This is a genomic window from Ruegeria sp. BHSA162, assembly GCF_059613385.1.
The window spans coordinates 41,212-56,458 of sequence record NZ_JBXWSK010000005.1; the positions used below are offsets into that span (position 1 = coordinate 41,212).

The 15,247-nt window shown below is 63.5% G+C and carries 13 protein-coding genes; 7 read left to right on the forward strand and 6 right to left on the reverse strand.

From position 1 onward, the window contains the following. Window positions 1-195: 195 nt before the first annotated feature. On the forward strand, window positions 196-684 hold the full coding sequence (locus tag AC2FM5_RS03120) for a peptidase associated/transthyretin-like domain-containing protein (RefSeq protein ID WP_005977668.1): 489 nt from the start codon (window positions 196-198) through the stop codon (window positions 682-684). Between the two features lie 5 nt (window positions 685-689). After that, entirely contained in the window at window positions 690-1,295 is a 606-nt protein-coding gene (locus AC2FM5_RS03125) for a ferric reductase-like transmembrane domain-containing protein (protein ID WP_496733835.1), read from the forward strand. Between the two features lie 14 nt (window positions 1,296-1,309). On the opposite strand, the gene AC2FM5_RS03130 is transcribed toward AC2FM5_RS03125, so the two are convergent. The 3 genes from AC2FM5_RS03130 to AC2FM5_RS03140 form a co-directional block, all read right to left on the reverse strand. Then, window positions 1,310-1,654 carry a 5-carboxymethyl-2-hydroxymuconate Delta-isomerase gene (locus AC2FM5_RS03130; protein ID WP_480633413.1) on the reverse strand — a complete coding sequence of 115 codons (345 nt, stop codon included), beginning with the start codon at window positions 1,652-1,654 and terminating at the stop codon, window positions 1,310-1,312. Between the two features lie 57 nt (window positions 1,655-1,711). Further along, window positions 1,712-2,638 (reverse strand): ornithine carbamoyltransferase, encoded by a 927-nt coding sequence (gene argF / locus AC2FM5_RS03135; protein ID WP_149775691.1) that lies wholly within the window; start codon window positions 2,636-2,638, stop codon window positions 1,712-1,714. A gap of 68 nt (window positions 2,639-2,706) precedes the next feature. Next, complete coding sequence (locus AC2FM5_RS03140) at window positions 2,707-3,894, reverse strand: aspartate aminotransferase family protein (protein WP_480633415.1); 1,188 nt, start codon at window positions 3,892-3,894, stop codon at window positions 2,707-2,709. A 306-nt stretch (window positions 3,895-4,200) separates the two neighbouring features. On the opposite strand from AC2FM5_RS03140, the gene AC2FM5_RS03145 reads away from it, so the two are divergent. Continuing rightward, on the forward strand, window positions 4,201-5,085 hold the full coding sequence (locus tag AC2FM5_RS03145) for a DMT family transporter (protein WP_170337989.1): 885 nt from the start codon (window positions 4,201-4,203) through the stop codon (window positions 5,083-5,085). Between the two features lie 106 nt (window positions 5,086-5,191). Further along, window positions 5,192-6,427, forward strand: coding sequence for an MFS transporter (locus tag AC2FM5_RS03150; protein WP_496733839.1), 1,236 nt, complete (start codon window positions 5,192-5,194; stop codon window positions 6,425-6,427). Here AC2FM5_RS03150 and AC2FM5_RS03155 read toward each other — a convergent pair. Further along, window positions 6,424-7,227 (reverse strand): ABC transporter permease, encoded by an 804-nt coding sequence (locus tag AC2FM5_RS03155; RefSeq protein WP_093962716.1) that lies wholly within the window; start codon window positions 7,225-7,227, stop codon window positions 6,424-6,426. The genes AC2FM5_RS03150 and AC2FM5_RS03155 overlap by 4 nt on opposite strands. Before the next feature lie 126 nt (window positions 7,228-7,353). Here AC2FM5_RS03155 and AC2FM5_RS03160 point away from each other — a divergent pair, with 126 nt between their 5' ends. Next, on the forward strand, window positions 7,354-7,932 hold the full coding sequence (locus tag AC2FM5_RS03160; protein WP_005977688.1) for a GcrA family cell cycle regulator: 579 nt from the start codon (window positions 7,354-7,356) through the stop codon (window positions 7,930-7,932). 5 nt (window positions 7,933-7,937) lie between these two features. Further along, window positions 7,938-8,582, forward strand: coding sequence for an NUDIX hydrolase (locus AC2FM5_RS03165; protein WP_496733842.1), 645 nt, complete (start codon window positions 7,938-7,940; stop codon window positions 8,580-8,582). A 3-nt stretch (window positions 8,583-8,585) separates the two neighbouring features. On the opposite strand, the gene AC2FM5_RS03170 is transcribed toward AC2FM5_RS03165, so the two are convergent. Both AC2FM5_RS03170 and AC2FM5_RS03175 read right to left on the reverse strand, forming a co-directional pair. Further along, window positions 8,586-9,665, reverse strand: a complete 1,080-nt coding sequence (locus tag AC2FM5_RS03170; RefSeq protein ID WP_496733844.1) for a T6SS phospholipase effector Tle1-like catalytic domain-containing protein — start codon at window positions 9,663-9,665, stop codon at window positions 8,586-8,588. Next, on the reverse strand, window positions 9,643-11,934 hold the full coding sequence (locus tag AC2FM5_RS03175; RefSeq protein WP_496733846.1) for a xanthine dehydrogenase family protein molybdopterin-binding subunit: 2,292 nt from the start codon (window positions 11,932-11,934) through the stop codon (window positions 9,643-9,645). The genes AC2FM5_RS03170 and AC2FM5_RS03175 overlap by 23 nt, the downstream gene beginning before the upstream one ends. 145 nt (window positions 11,935-12,079) lie before the next feature. On the opposite strand from AC2FM5_RS03175, the gene AC2FM5_RS03180 reads away from it, so the two are divergent. Then, on the forward strand, window positions 12,080-15,241 hold the full coding sequence (locus AC2FM5_RS03180; RefSeq protein ID WP_496733848.1) for a valine--tRNA ligase: 3,162 nt from the start codon (window positions 12,080-12,082) through the stop codon (window positions 15,239-15,241). Window positions 15,242-15,247 lie beyond the last annotated feature (6 nt).

Sequence of the window (15,247 nt, forward strand, 5' to 3'; positions counted from 1 at the left end):
CTTGGTGACGCAAGGAAAAGGATCGCACCCGAATGGCGCAGGCGTCAAAGATTATTGCCGTCTCGGTCCATTCCACGCGCTTTTGTCTGCAGGTCGACCGGATTTTGCCCGGAACGCTCGGAATGAGTCGTGATCGTGCTATTCTTCCACTGTGGCGGTTGGAACAGCTGCCGGGTCAGCACAGGAGAGGTTTCGATGCCCGGAGATTCACTGAACCGAAGAACCATGCTAGTTGCCGGCACGGCTTTGGTTGCCACGGCCGGCAGCGGGCTGATCCTGCCTGCGCGGGCCAGTGGGTTGGCGCCGACCCCGTCGATGCGGGGCGGATCGAACAACTACCGCCCGGGCGCGCCAATCGTCGACCGGATCGGCGGCGGCGGTTTCTGGATGACCGGCACAGTACGGCGGGCCGGCGACGGCGCGCCCCTGCCCGGTCAGCGCATCCAGGTCTGGGCGCATACCACAGAAGGCCACGAGCGCGACCCGCAAAGCCACGGTGCCACCCTGACCGATGCGAACGGAGAATTCCGGCTGGAGATGCCGCAGATCGTGCCGGCCTTTGGTCAGCCGCATGGACATCTGGCCTATGACAGCGGCGAATTCGAGACCGTCTTCCTGCGCCCGATCATGTCCAGTGCGCGCGACAAGACTCTCGCCGCGCATTTCGTTCTGCAACCGGTCTGAACCACGTGCCGCGCACGGGCGTCCTTGCTGTCTGGCTGGCGCTGATCGCTGCCGTGGCGGTGCCTGTGGTGGTGGCGGGGTTCAGCCCGTATCTGGCCTGGCGCAGCTCGATCTATATCGCTGCGGGCTTTGCCGGGGTCATCGGGTTGGGATTGCTTCTGGTGCAGCCGCTGCTGGCTGCGCGCATGTTGCCGGGGCTGACCGCGATGAACAGCCGAATGGTGCACCGCTGGGTCGGCATCGCCCTGATCGCCATGATTGCCCTGCATGTGGGCGGGTTGTGGATCACCAGCCCCCCGGACGTGGTGGATGCCCTGCTGTTCCGGTCCCCCACCCCGTTCTCGGCTTGGGGCGTGGCGGCCATGTGGGCAGCGTTCGCCGCCGTTGTGTTGGCCGCGTTGCGCAGCCGGCTGGGATGGCGGTTCCGCCTTTGGCGGTTGGCCCATGCCAGTCTTGCGCTTGTGACCATCCTAGGCACGGTCGTTCATGCCCTGCTGATCGAGGGCGCAATGGAAACCGTCACCAAGGCCACATTGTGCGGGCTTGTATTATTCGCCTGCGTCCGAGCGTTGATCAGATTGCAGGTCTGGGACGTGAAACCGCGGGGTTAAGCGACGGGCGCACGTCAGGTCGCCAGGCGCTTGGCGTAGGTGGCGCGGTTCATCTCTACATCCCGCACCGTGATGCTGCCCACCGTCGGCGCAGCGGCGGTCAAAACATCCAGAATGATCGCGTTCAATTCGGCTCGTGTCTGTTCATCCCGTCCCTGCATCAGCAACAGAGAGGCATGGATGAAGGTCTGCGGCTCGGTCCCGATGAAGGAATACGGGATCGGCATCGCGCGAATTTTCAGCGTTGGTGCGTCAAACTCCTGATGCGCGGCGAGGACCGTATAGAGTTCTTCGCATATGGCTTGAAAATCATGCGATTGCTCAAGTCCGGCTGAAAATTCCAAGACGACGTGCGGCATGAGAGCCTCCGGGATTGAAAGAGAACCAGAGGCTCCCGTTGGATTTCTGAGGGGGCTTCAGACGCCCAAACACCAGCGCATCACCGCCTTCTGCGCGTGCAGGCGGTTTTCGGCCTCGTCAAAGATCACCGAGTTCGGCCCGTCCATCACCTCGGAGGTCGCTTCCTCTTCGCGGTGGGCGGGCAGGCAGTGCATGAACAGGGCGTCGGGCTTGGCATGGGACATGAGTTCTGCGTTGACCTGATAGGGCCGCAGCAGGTTGTGCCGACGTTCCTTCGCGGATTGGGAATCGTGCATTGAAACCCAGGTGTCGGCCACAACCAGATCGGCGCCTTCGACGGCCTTGTACGGATCACGCTCGATCACGATCTTCGAGCCCTTCTGGCGGGCGAAGCCCATGAACTCTTCCTCGGGGTCGAACTGGGCCGGGCCGGTAAAGGTCAGGTCAAACCCGAACTGGCCCGCCGCGTGCAGGAACGAGGCGCAGACATTGTTGCCGTCACCCGTCCAAACCACCTTTTTCCCGGCGATGGGGCCGCGGTGTTCTTCATAGGTCAGCACGTCGGCCATGATCTGGCAGGGATGGGTGCGGTCGGTCAGGCCGTTGATCACCGGCACGTCCGAGTATTCGGCCATCTCGGTCAGGATGGTTTCGTCGAAGGTGCGGATCATGATCATGTCGACATAGCGCGACAGAACACGGGCGGTGTCGGCGATGGTCTCGCCATGGCCCAGTTGCATGTCCTTGCCCGACAGCACCATGGTCTGACCGCCCATCTGGCGCACGCCCACGTCGAACGAAACGCGGGTCCGGGTCGAGGGCTTTTCGAAGATCAGCGCCACCATGCGGCCGGCAAGTGGCTGTTCGTCGTCGGGTGCGGCCTTTGGGCGGCCCAACCGGGCCTGTTTCATGGCACCGGCCTGGTCGATCATCGACCGCAGCGCGGCGGCGTCGGTTTTGTGGATATCAAGGAAGTGGTTCATGTCGGTTCGCTTTTTCACTGTCGGTTGCCGGGGGGCGTCGCCCCCGGCGCATTCGGGAATAGGGTGCGTCAGGCCGAGGCGAGTTGGCCTTGAACCTGCCGGGCGGCTTTCTCGAGGCGTATCTGGGCCTGGGCAATGTCATCCTCGGTCAGGGTCAGCGGCGGCAGCAGGCGGATCACGTTGTCGGCCGCGGGCACGGTGATGACTTCGTTGTCATAACCGGCCGCGACAACATCGGTGTTGGGCGCTTTGCATTTCAGGCCCAGCATCAGGCCGGATCCCCGGACCTCTTCGAACACGTCGGGGTGATCGGCGACTAGGCCCTCGAGCTTTTGGCGTAGCAGACCCGCCTTTCGGTTGACGCCGTCCAGGAAGGCCGGGGTTGCCACGTGGTCCAGAACCGCGCAGCCCACAGCGCAGCCCAGCGGGTTTCCGCCATAGGTCGACCCATGGGTGCCCGCGGTCATGCCGCTGGCGGCCGCTTCGGTAGCCAGCACCGCACCTAACGGGAAGCCGCCACCGATACCCTTGGCCGCCATCATGATGTCGGGCGTGATGCCCGCCCATTCATGGGCAAAGAGTTTCCCGGTCCGGCCGACGCCGCACTGCACCTCGTCGAGGATCAGCAGCAGGCCGTTGTCGTCGCAGATCTGGCGCAGGGCCTTGAGTTCGACATCGGGGACGGGGCGGATGCCGCCCTCGCCCTGGATCGGCTCGATCATGATCGCGGCGGTCTTGTCGCTGATCGCGTTGGTCACACCGTCCAGATCGCCGAAGGCGACATGCACGAACCCCGGCAGAAGCGGGCCGAACCCCTTGGTCATTTTCTCGGACCCGGCAGCGGCGATGCCCGCTGAAGAACGCCCATGGAAAGACCCATCAAACGTGATGATCTCCACCCGCTCGGGTTGCCCCTGATCGTAGAAGTATTTGCGGGCCATCTTGACCGCCAATTCGCAGGACTCGGTGCCCGAATTGGTGAAGAACACCGTGTCGGCAAAGGTCAGATCCACCAGCTTGTCGGCCAGCGCCTGCTGCTGCGGGATCTGGTACAGGTTCGACACGTGCCACAGCGCGTGCGCCTGTTCAGTCAAGGCCCCGACCAGTGCCGGGTGGGCATGGCCCAGCGCATTCACCGCAATCCCCGCGCCTAGATCAAGGAAACGTCGGCCGTCCGCCTCGGTCAGCCAGGCGCCTTCGCCCTTAACGAAGGTCAGCGGAGCACGATTGTAGGTCGGCAGAACGGACGGGATCATCGGATCATCCTTTTTGGAAAACTTGAACCCAGTGACTGAAACACTGAGACCGGGTTCGTCAACAGATTTGGTGAGAGATGCGCGGATTTGGGTCGCGCGCGCAGGATCAAACGGGCCGGTTACGCGGTGATGCGTCGGCGTCGGAGCGGCAGGATATGCGCGAGTTTGATCATGGGTGCCCGTATAGCGGGGCCAACCCAGTGTGGAAAGGCAAAATGTATCCGCCCATGGATTTTTTGCAGGCGCGGGTCGGGCGCCTTGCAATTCGGGCTTGTCATTTCTCTTACGCTGGCGCACCGATGGCCCATGTTCTCACCACAAGCCCACAACCCTGCCCTGGCAGCCGTACTTATCTTCTGCGCCAGCGCTTTCATCGCGGGCACGACATTGCTGGCCAAAGCTCTGGGCACCGAGACACTGGGCCCGCCCCTGCACCCGATGCAGATCAGCCATGGCCGGTTCCTGTTCGCATTTGTGGTCATCGTGGCAGCGGTTGGCGTTCTGCGTCCCCAACTACGGCGTCCCCACTGGGGCCTGCATGTCGGACGCACCAGCTTCGGGTGGACTGGCATTACTCTGATGTTCGCGTCGGTCGCCTATATCCCCATAGCCGATGCCACGGCGATATCGTTTCTGAACCCTGTTTTCGCGATGGTTCTGGCCATTCCTCTGCTGAAAGAGACCGTGGGGCCTTGGCGCTGGTTGGCGGCGGCGGTGGCTTTGACGGGGGCCATCATCCTGCTGCGCCCGACCCCCGACAGCTTTCAACCCGCGGCTCTGCTGGCCTTGGCGGCGGCGGCAGTGATCGGGATGGAACTGATCTTCATCAAAAAGCTGTCTGGCCGCGAGAGCCCCATCCAGATCCTGCTCATCAACAATGCCATGGGCTTGACGATTGCCAGCATCGCGGTCGCAACCGTCTGGCAGCCACCATCGCCCGCTCAGTGGGCGGCTTTGGCCGGCATTGGTTTTCTGATGGCTTGCGCGCAGGCCTGCTTCGTCAATGGAATGGCCCGGGCAGATGCCTCGTTCGTAGCGCCGATCAGCTATGCAACGCTGATATTCGCCGCGCTTTATGACTTTGCGGTGTTCCGGGTCGTTCCGGATTGGGTCAGTTTGCTGGGCTCAGGGGTCATTTTGACCGGAGCGCTGATCCTTGTCTGGCGCGAGGCCCGAGCCAGACGCCGCTAGAATTTTTTCTACGGCCTTGTCCGCAGGCGACCCCGATGTCGCAAACTCTCATGAAACCGACACCGCATGACGCACCCTGAATGCGGTTGGTTAGAGAGATTGCCCGATGCACGAACGCCGAATCCCGGAATGGGTCCGTCATGCGCCCGCGCCCTCCGTTCGCAAGTTCGGCCTACTTGCCGGGTTCGAGGCCGTGGTTCGCGGCATCCTGATTTCCGTATTCCCCTTGGTGATGTACCGGGCCATGGGCGACGCCGGGTCCGTCTCGCTCGTTTACTTTCTGGTAGGCCTCGTTTCGTTACTGGCCGGACTGATGGTGCCGTTCCTGATCCGTTATGTCCCGCGACGATGGGCCTACACAGCCGGCTGCGTTATGTTCATCACCGGCGCTCTGCTGGCCATCGACGGCAGCCCCGAGGCCGTGATCGGGGCACTTGCGCTGAACACCGTGGCCGCGGTGGTTACTTTCATCTGCTTCAACGCCTACGTTTTGGACTACATCAGCAAGATCGAGCTCGGCCGCTGCGAAACAAGCCGGATGTTCTACAGCGCGCTGGGTTGGACAGCGGGGCCGATGGCAGGTGTGATGTTGATGGAATTATGGGCGCCGGCCCCTTTCGTCATCAGCGCGGCCGCCGCCATTGGTATGCTGATCATGTTCTGGGCCATGCGCCTGGGGAACGGCAAACTGATTACCAAGGCCAGGAGGGCAACGAAAAATCCGCTGTCTTTTCTACCACGGTTCTTTGCCCAACCACGGCTGGTGGCCGGGTATCTGTTTGCCATGATCCGGTCCTGTGGCTGGTGGATCTATGTGGTCTACCTTCCGATTTTCGCCATCGAAAACGGGTTGGGTGAGCAATTGGGCGGCACGCTTTTGTCAGCCACGAACGCCATGCTGTTTGCTGCCCCCCTGATTCTGCGCTGGGTCCAGAGCCGGTCTCTGCGCAGCGCCGTGCGAACGGGCTTTGCCGCCTGCGCCACATGTTTTCTGTTGGCTGCATTTCTCTCGGGCTGGCCGGTGGCATCGGTCGTCGCACTGGTCATGGGGTCAATCTGGTTGATCGTGCTGGACATTTGTGCCGGTCTGCCATTCCTGATGGCGGTGAAGCCGTCCGAGCGGACAGAGATGTCCGCAATCTATTCCAGCTATCGCGACGTTTCGGGAATTCTGACACCGGGCGTTGCCGCCTTGGTGTTGCTGGCGACACCGGTGGCTGGTGTTTTTGCGGCAGGTGGGTTTGCACTGCTGGGCGCCTGGTCCGTGGCCGCGCGACTGCATCCGCGGCTGGGACGCCCCCGCGTGCCGCTACAGCCCGGTTCGTTGTCCGAAGCTGCCTAGGCCTTCAAACGGTAACCGGTCCGCAGCATTTGCCAGATGACGGCGCAGATCAGCAGGGTCGACAGCAAACAGACGGCCATCCCCAACATCGGGTTGCTGTCCGACACTCCGATCATGCCATATCGCAATCCGTCGATCAGGTAGAAAACGGGGTTCACGTGGCTGATCCTGTTCAGCAACGGCGGCAACGCGTCGACCGAGTAGAAGGTGCCAGACAGAAACGCCAACGGAGTAACGATGAAGTTGGTGATGGCGGCCATCTGATCGAACTTGTTGGCGAAGACCCCTGCCAGTAGGCCCAGCGCGCCCATGAACGCACCCCCAAGAATGACGAAAACCAAGGCCAGCGCGGGATGCTGCGGCATCAGCCCCAAGCCAAGCGCCAGCGCAGCGGCCAGCATCAACGCGATCAGCACACCCCGTGCGATGCCGCCCGCCAGATAGCCCAGCAAAATCTCGAGCGGGGACAGCGGCGGCATCAGGGTATCGACGATGTTGCCCTGCACTTTCGAGATCACCATCGAGGACGAAGTGTTGGCGAAGGCGTTCTGAATCACCGTCATCATCATGATCCCGGGCGCCAGGAATGTCAGGAAGGGCACGCCCATGACATCCGGTCGCCCCGGGCCGACGGCAATGTTGAAGATCAGCAGGAACAGCCCCGCTGTGACCAGAGGCGCCAGCAGGGTCTGCGTCCAGACCGCCAGGAAGCGCAGGGTTTCGCGCTGGGCCAGTGTCCACAACCCCATCCAGTTGACCGCTCCGAAACGGCGCATGTCCTGATCCGCGAGATTCTGCATTCCTGCCCCCAATCTGATTCGATGACCGCTTGTAACTCGGCCCGCAGTGATTAGAATAGGGCGCTGAGACGAATTCCGAAGGCGGCCCGTGACCGAGGCCGCTTTCCCGCTTTTGAAAGGCTACCCATGTCCTGGACAGACGAGCGCGTTGAACTGCTCAAGAAAATGTGGGGCGAAGGCCAGTCGGCCAGCCAGATCGCCAAGGAACTGGGCGGGGTCACCCGCAATGCGGTGATCGGCAAGGTCCATCGCCTGGGCCTGTCGAACCGGACCGCCGGCGCCGCACCGGCCAAGGCCGAGCCCAAGGAAAAACCGGCCCCCGCACCCAAGGCCGAGGCCAAGCCCAAACCCGCCCCCAAGACCGAACCGGCCCGCCCTGCAGCAGCCGCGCCGGCCGCCGAGGCAAAGCCGGCCACGCCGCCGCGCCGCCAGATCATTCCGGCCGGCCAGCCGCTGCCGCCGCAGCCTTCGGCCAATGAAATCAGCCCCGAGGCACTGGCCAAGGTCAACGAGGTCGAGAAGAAGGCCAAGAAGCTGACCCTGATGGAACTGACCGAAAAGACCTGCAAATGGCCCGTGGGCGATCCGGCCACGGATGATTTCTGGTTCTGCGGTCTGCCGGCCGAGCCGGGCAAACCCTATTGCGAGGCACATGTGGGCGTCGCCTTCCAACCCATGAGCTCGCGCCGCGACCGGCGGCGCTGAGGCCCATGCGCCAGGATCCGACAGCGATGGAGGATACCTGGCTGGCCCGGGCCAAACGGCTTTTAGCGCTGGCCGAAACCGGCCAGCATTTCACCACCGATCCGTTCGACCGCGAACGTTATGACGAGATCGCCGGAATGGCCCACGCGATGCTGGCCGACCTGGGTCGGGTGCCTTTGTCACAGATCGAAATGGCGATGCCTGCCCACTCGGGCGGATACTCAACACCCAGCATCGACATCCGCGCCGCCGTAATTCGCAAAGGCGGTATCCTGCTGGTACGGGAACGCAGCGACGGGTTGTGGGCGATGCCTGGCGGTTTTGCCGATATCGGCAGCTCTCCGTCGGAGAACATCGAACGCGAAGTCTTGGAAGAAGCCGGTCTGCGTGTCACGGCGCAGACACTCTATGCCGTACGCCACAAGGCACGGCATCCCTACCCGGCAGATCCACGGGATTTCTACAAACTGTTCTTCCTGTGTAGCCCTTTCGATGCCGCCACCCCGATACCGGGCCCCGAAACCAGCGAAGCGGCGTTTTTCGCCCCGGATGCGTTGCCGGACCTGTCCCTGACACGCAATCTGGAAAAAGACATCCACGATGCGTTTCAAGCGAACGGCAAGTCATCCAGCCCGGCGACGTTTGACTGACCGTTACTGCGCCGGGTGCGAATGTGGTCCTGCCGGCAGGTGCACCCATTTGGGCAGTTCGTCGGGCGAAACCGAGACATGCAGGCGTTCGGACGGGTCCTGACCTACGGTGCGATGCTTGCGCAGCAGGAAGATCTTGCCCCACCCCCGCCACGTCCCGACCGACGGTGCATGCGGATCAGTGGGAAAGCGGGTGCGCCAATCTTCTGGCAGCGGCAGACCATGCAACTCGGCCTTGTCGAGTATCCACACCAACGAAATGTTGGCCAGCGGACGCGCGGGCTCGAACCCGCTGAGTTGCCCCCCGACGTCACCATGCGTGCCGCGGAACCAGACCTGTTCGCAGTGGCCGCGGAAATCCGGCGCGGTCCCCCAAAGAACTGGCGTGAAGACCTCTCGCGTTTCATCCAACGCCAGCGCATGATACCCGTGCCGGGTGGACGGCCCGAGGTGGTGGTTGTGAAATGAATGCCGCTCTTCGGCCATGCGCCACAGCAGCGGCAGGCGCAGTCCCAATGCCTTGACCGTGTCCCAGACGCCGATCATCTCAATTTCGACGCCGTCGTGGCAGAAATTCCGGCGAAAGTCCTGCGCGGCCTGCCCGCCCGGGTTGCACTCATAATGCCGGTAGGCCTGCTTGATGTTGCGCTCGGTCGCATGCTCGGCCTGCAGCAGCCCGATCATATCGATGACGCCGGCAAGGCTGCGCACACCATAGGCGCCGCGGGAATAGCCGATGAAGTAGATCCGATCGCCGGTCTTGTACCGCGAGGCAAGATAGCCGTAAGCCCTGCGGATCTGGCGATTGATCCCCCGCCCCATCATCACGTCCAGCGTGGATTTCCAGCTCTCCCATTGCACGCCCGCTTCATAGAAGACCGAGACCTGATTGCCCATTTCACAGCACAGCCGAAAGGTCTGGCCGGCATGGGTCTCGAAGCCGGGCTCCAGGGTAGACATCGTTCCGTCCAGGATGATGACATGACTGATGGGTTCGCGGTGGCGCGTTTCGGCGGAATGCTCGGACCGCAGGGGGCGGCCGAGCCATCCAAGTATCTTCTTACCGAACCGCGACAGTACCATTCGACAACAATTCCCAAACCTTGACCGGAGTGAACGGCATGTCTGCCTGCCGCACCCCATGCTCCCAGAGCGCATCCTGCACCGCATTTGCAACCGCGGCCAATGCGCCAACGGTGCCTGCCTCGCCGCATCCTTTCATTCCCATGGGGTTGGCCGTTGACGGAACCGGCGCCGAGGTAAACCTAATCATGGGTATGTCAGCGGCGCGCGGCAAGGCGTAATCCATGAACGTTGCCGTGAGCAACTGCCCCTCACCATCATGCACCACGTGCTCGCACAGCGCCTGGCCGATGCCCTGGGCCACCCCTCCGTGCACCTGCCCTTCGGCCAGCATGGGGTTGATGAGATTGCCGAAATCATCGACGACCGTATAGCGGTCGACCGTCGTCGTGCCGGTTTCCGGGTCGATCACGATCTCGGCAACATGGGCGCCGTTAGGATAGCTGCGCGCCTCGAGCCGCGTGCGGGCCTCGTGCTGCAGCAGGTCGGTGCGGCCGTCAGCGCAGGCCATCTCGGCCGCTTCGATCAGCGTCGGCGTCAGGTTCGACCCCGGCGCGCGAAAGGTTTCATGGTCGAAGGTCACATCACTTTCCTCGACCCCCATTTTATCCGCCAGATAGGGCGTGAATGCGGCGATCATCTGGTCAATCGTGACCAGCGTCGCCGCGCTTTGCACCGTGACCGAGCGCGACCCGCCGGTGCCGCCGCCCTGCGCCATGCGGTCGCTGTCACCTTGCACGACCCGGATCCGGTCGGCCGGAATCCCCGTCTGATCCGACAGGAACTGGGCATAGACCGTCTCATGGCCCTGCCCGTTCGATTGCGTCCCGACATACAGGTTCACTGTTCCGTCCTGACAAAATTCGACTTTTGCGCCTTCGGAAGGGTCACCCAGAATGCTTTCGATATAGTAACAAAGCCCCTGCCCCCGGATCAGACCACGTTCGGCGTCGGCGGCCTTGCGCGCGGCGAAACCGGCGGTCTGTTCGGCGGCGCGGGACAGAACCAATCCGAAATCGCCCACATCATAGGTTTCACCGGTGGCCGAGACATAGGGAAAAGCCTCGGGCCGGATGAAGTTACGGCGGCGCAGTTCCCACGGGTCGACGCCCAGTTCCCGCGCGGCGCGGTCCATCGCGCGTTCCAGCACATAGATCGCCTCGGGTCGGCCGGCACCGCGATAGGCATCGACCTGAGTGGTGTTGGTATAAAACCCCTCGACCCGCAGATAGGTTTTCTGCACGTCATAGACGCCGGGCAGCACGCATTTGAACAGGTTGGTCTGGATCGCCTGACCGAAATGGCTGTTGCAGGCGCCCAGGTTGCAGCGGCTGTGGACCCGGTAGGCGGTGATGCGAAGATCCTCGTCAAAGGCCAGCTCGGCCAGCGAGGTCAGGTCGCGCCCGTGGTGGTCGGACAACATCGCCTCGGTCCGGTCCGACATCCAGTGCACGGGCTGGCCCAGTTGCATCGCCGCCACCGCGACCGAGAAATACTCGGGATACGGCATCGCCTTCATGCCGAACCCGCCGCCGACGTCTGGCGTGGTGACATGGACCGCCTGAGGGTCCAGCCGCAGCTTGTCGGCCAGCTGCGCCTTCATCCCCCAGACACCCTGCCCGCCATAGCTGAAATGCAGCCGCCCGTCGGACCAGACCGCATTGCAGCCGCGCGGCTCGATCGAGTTCACGATCACCCGGTTGTCGGCCACCTGCAGCGACACGACATGGGCGGCGGCGTCAAAGGCGGCCTGGGTCGCGGCCTCGTCGCCCACCGCCCAGTCAAAGGCGCGGTTGTCGGGGGCCTCGGGGTGCAGCGGCTCACCGCCCGGCGCAAGGTCCAGCTTGGCGGGGCGGTCGGCGGTATCCATCCAGATCAGCTCGGCGGCGTCGCGGGCCTGTGCGGGCGTATCAGCCACGACCATCGCCACCGGCTCGCCGACGAAGCGCACCCGGTCGCGGGCCAGCATGTGGCGCGGGGGATTGGCGGCACGGCTGCCGTCGCGGTTGACAAGGATCGTGGCGCTCAGCACCGGGTCGATTCCGGCGGCGATCAAGTCATCGATGGTCAGCACCAGCCGCACGCCGGGCGCGGCGCGGGCGGCGTCGAGGTCCAGCCCGGTGATGTCGCCATGCGCCACCGGGCTGCGAAAGAACACCGCGTGCAGCGCGCCGGGTGGCACCGTATCGTCCATGTAGCGCCCCTGCCCGGTCAGGAACCGCTGATCCTCGGTCCGGGTGACCGGTTGGCTCTTGCCGAACTTTTCCATGACGCGCCCCTTTCACTGCCTCAGACCGCGACCCTAGCCTTGATGCGGCGGATGTCCAGTGCGCGAGGTGCTTGGCCCTTTCCCTTCCCTCCACCATTCGCTATTGCAGGCGCTGACCCAAGATCGATGACGCAGGACGCACCCGATGGCGATGGACAAGACATTCAACGCGGCCGAGGCCGAGGCCCGGATCTACAAGGCCTGGGAACAGGCCGGAGCCTTTAAGGCAGGCGCGAACAAGTCGCGCGACGAAAGCTTTTGCATCATGATCCCGCCGCCGAACGTGACCGGTGCGCTGCATGTGGGCCATGCGTTCAACAACACCCTGCAGGACATCCTGATCCGCTGGCACCGGATGCGCGGGTTCGACACGCTGTGGCAGCCCGGCCAGGACCACGCCGGCATCGCCACGCAGATGCAGGTCGAGAAGATGCTCGCCGCCACGCAACAACCCAGCCGGAACGAACTGGGCCGTGAGAAGTTCCTTGAGAAAGTCTGGGAGTGGAAGGGCGAATACGGCGGCACCATCATCGAGCAGCTGAAACGCCTCGGCTCTTCGTGCGACTGGTCGCGCAACGCCTTCACCATGGCCGGCGCGGCCGGCGACCCGCGCACGGGCCACGAAAACAGCCCCAATTTCCATGACGCGGTCATCAAGGTCTTTGTCGACATGTACGACAAGGGCCTGATCTACCGCGGCAAGCGGCTGGTCAACTGGGACCCGCATTTCGAGACCGCGATCTCGGACCTCGAGGTCGAGAATATCGAGGTCGCCGGCCACATGTGGCACTTCAAGTACCCGCTGGCCGGGGGCGAGACCTATACCTACGTCGAAAAGGACGAGGACGGGAACATCGTGCTCGAGGAAGAGCGCGACTACATCTCGATCGCCACGACCCGCCCCGAGACCATGCTGGGCGACGGCGCGGTTGCGGTGCACCCGTCGGACGAACGCTATGCGCCGATCGTCGGCAAGCTGTGCGAAATCCCGGTGGGCCCGAAAGAGCACCGCCGCCAGATCCCGATCATCACCGACGAATACCCCGACCCGAATTTCGGCTCTGGCGCGGTGAAGATCACCGGCGCGCATGATTTCAACGACTATCAGGTGGCCAAGCGCGGCAAGATCCCGATGTACCGCCTGATGGACACGCGCGGCCACATGCGGGCCGACGGCGCGCCCTATGCGGACGAAGCCGCCAAGGCCCAGGAATATGCCCGCGGGCGCGAATTCACCGAGAACGAGATCGACGCGATCAACCTGGTGCCCGACCATCTGCGTGGCCTGGACCGGTTCGAGGCGCGCGCCAAGGTGGTCGAAGAGATCACCGCCGAAGGTCTGGCCGTGATGACCCGTGCGGATGATCCGCGACTCGGATCGACCGCGCTGAAACCCGATGCCGAAGGCGCCGACGCGCTGGTGCCGCTGGTCGAGAGCAAACCGATTATGCAGCCCTTCGGCGACCGCTCGAAGGTGGTGATCGAACCGATGCTGACCGACCAGTGGTTCGTCGAGACGTCAAAGATCGTGGGGCCCGCGCTGGACGCGGTGCGCGACGGCCGGGTCAAGATCATCCCTGAATCGGGCGAAAAGACCTATTACCACTGGCTCGAGAACATCGAACCCTGGTGCATCAGCCGCCAGCTGTGGTGGGGGCATCAGATTCCGGTCTGGTACGGGCTGGACCTGTCGGCCGAGGATTTCAAGGATGACGAAAACGACGGCGAGCTGGACCTGGTCGAACTGGGCCGGCTGCTGAACGAAGGCGGCATGCTGCACCGGGGCGCGGTCATGGAGTGCGCCGCCAGCTTCGAGGACGTCACCGGGAAATTCCTGGATGACAATGCCGACATTCCCAGCCCGCTCAGCCACGCCACGGTGATCGAGGTGGCCGACAAGCACGAGGCGATCCACCGGTTCGCCGAAAGCCTGGCGCAATACGCGATCGACCGCGATCCGACCAAGCTGGTCTATCCGGTCTGGCGTGACCCGGATGTGCTGGACACCTGGTTCTCGTCCGGCCTGTGGCCCATCGGCACGCTGGGCTGGCCCGAACAGACCGAGGAGTTGCAGCGCTACTTCCCCACCGATGTCCTGATCACCGGGTTCGACATCCTGTTCTTCTGGGTCGCCCGGATGATGATGATGCAGCTGGCCGTGGTGAACGAAATTCCGTTCCACACCGTCTATCTGCACCAGCTCGTCCGCGACGAGAAGGGCAAGAAGATGTCCAAGACCACCGGCAACGTCATCGACCCGCTGGAAATCGTGGACGAGTTCGGCGCCGACGCGCTGCGCTTTACCAACGCGTCGATGGCGGCCATCGGCGGCGTGCTGAAACTGTCGCGCGAGCGCATCACCGGCTATCGCAACTTTGGCACCAAGCTGTGGAACGCCGTCCGCTTTGCCGAGATGAACGAGGTCTTTACCGACGCCGTCCCGCAACTGGACGTGGCCGAGTTGCAGCCCAAGGCCGCCGTAAACCGCTGGATCATCGGCGAAACCGCCCGCGTGCGCGAAGAGGTCGACTCGGCGCTGGAGAGCTATCGCTTCAATGACGCGGCCAATGCGCTTTATGCCTTTGTCTGGGGCAAGGTCTGTGACTGGTACGTGGAACTGTCCAAACCGCTGCTGCAGGGCGACGATGCCGAGGCCCAGGCCGAGACCCGCGCCACCATGCGCTGGGTTCTGGATCAGTGCCTGGTCCTGCTGCACCCGATCATGCCCTTCATCACCGAAGAGCTGTGGGGCCTGACCGGCGCGCGGCCCAAGATGCTGGTGCATGCCGACTGGCCCAGCTATGCCGCCGCCTATCTGGTCGATGCCGACGCGGATCGCGAGATGAACTGGGTGATCTCGGTGATCGAGAACACCCGCTCGGCCCGCGCCCAGATGCGCGTCCCGGCGGGCCTGTACGTGCCGATGCTGGTGACCGAGATCGACGCCCACGGCCAGGCCGCCTGGGAGCGGAACGAGGCGCTGATCAAACGGCTGGCCCGGATCGACAGCCTGACCAAGGCCGATACGCTGCCCAAGGGCACGATCTCGATCGCCGCGCCCGGCGCGTCCTTTGGTCTGCCGCTGGCCGACATCATCGACATCGGCGCCGAAAAGGAACGGCTGGAAAAAGCCAAGGGCAAACTGGCCAAGGAACTGGGCGGTCTGCGCGGGCGTCTCAACAACCCTAAATTCGTGGCCTCGGCCCCGGAAGAGGTGGTGGAAGAGGCCAAGGCCAACCTCGCCGCCCGCGAAGAGGAAGAGGCCCGCATAAACGAGGCGCTGGCCCGACTGGCCGAGATCGCCTGATCCGTC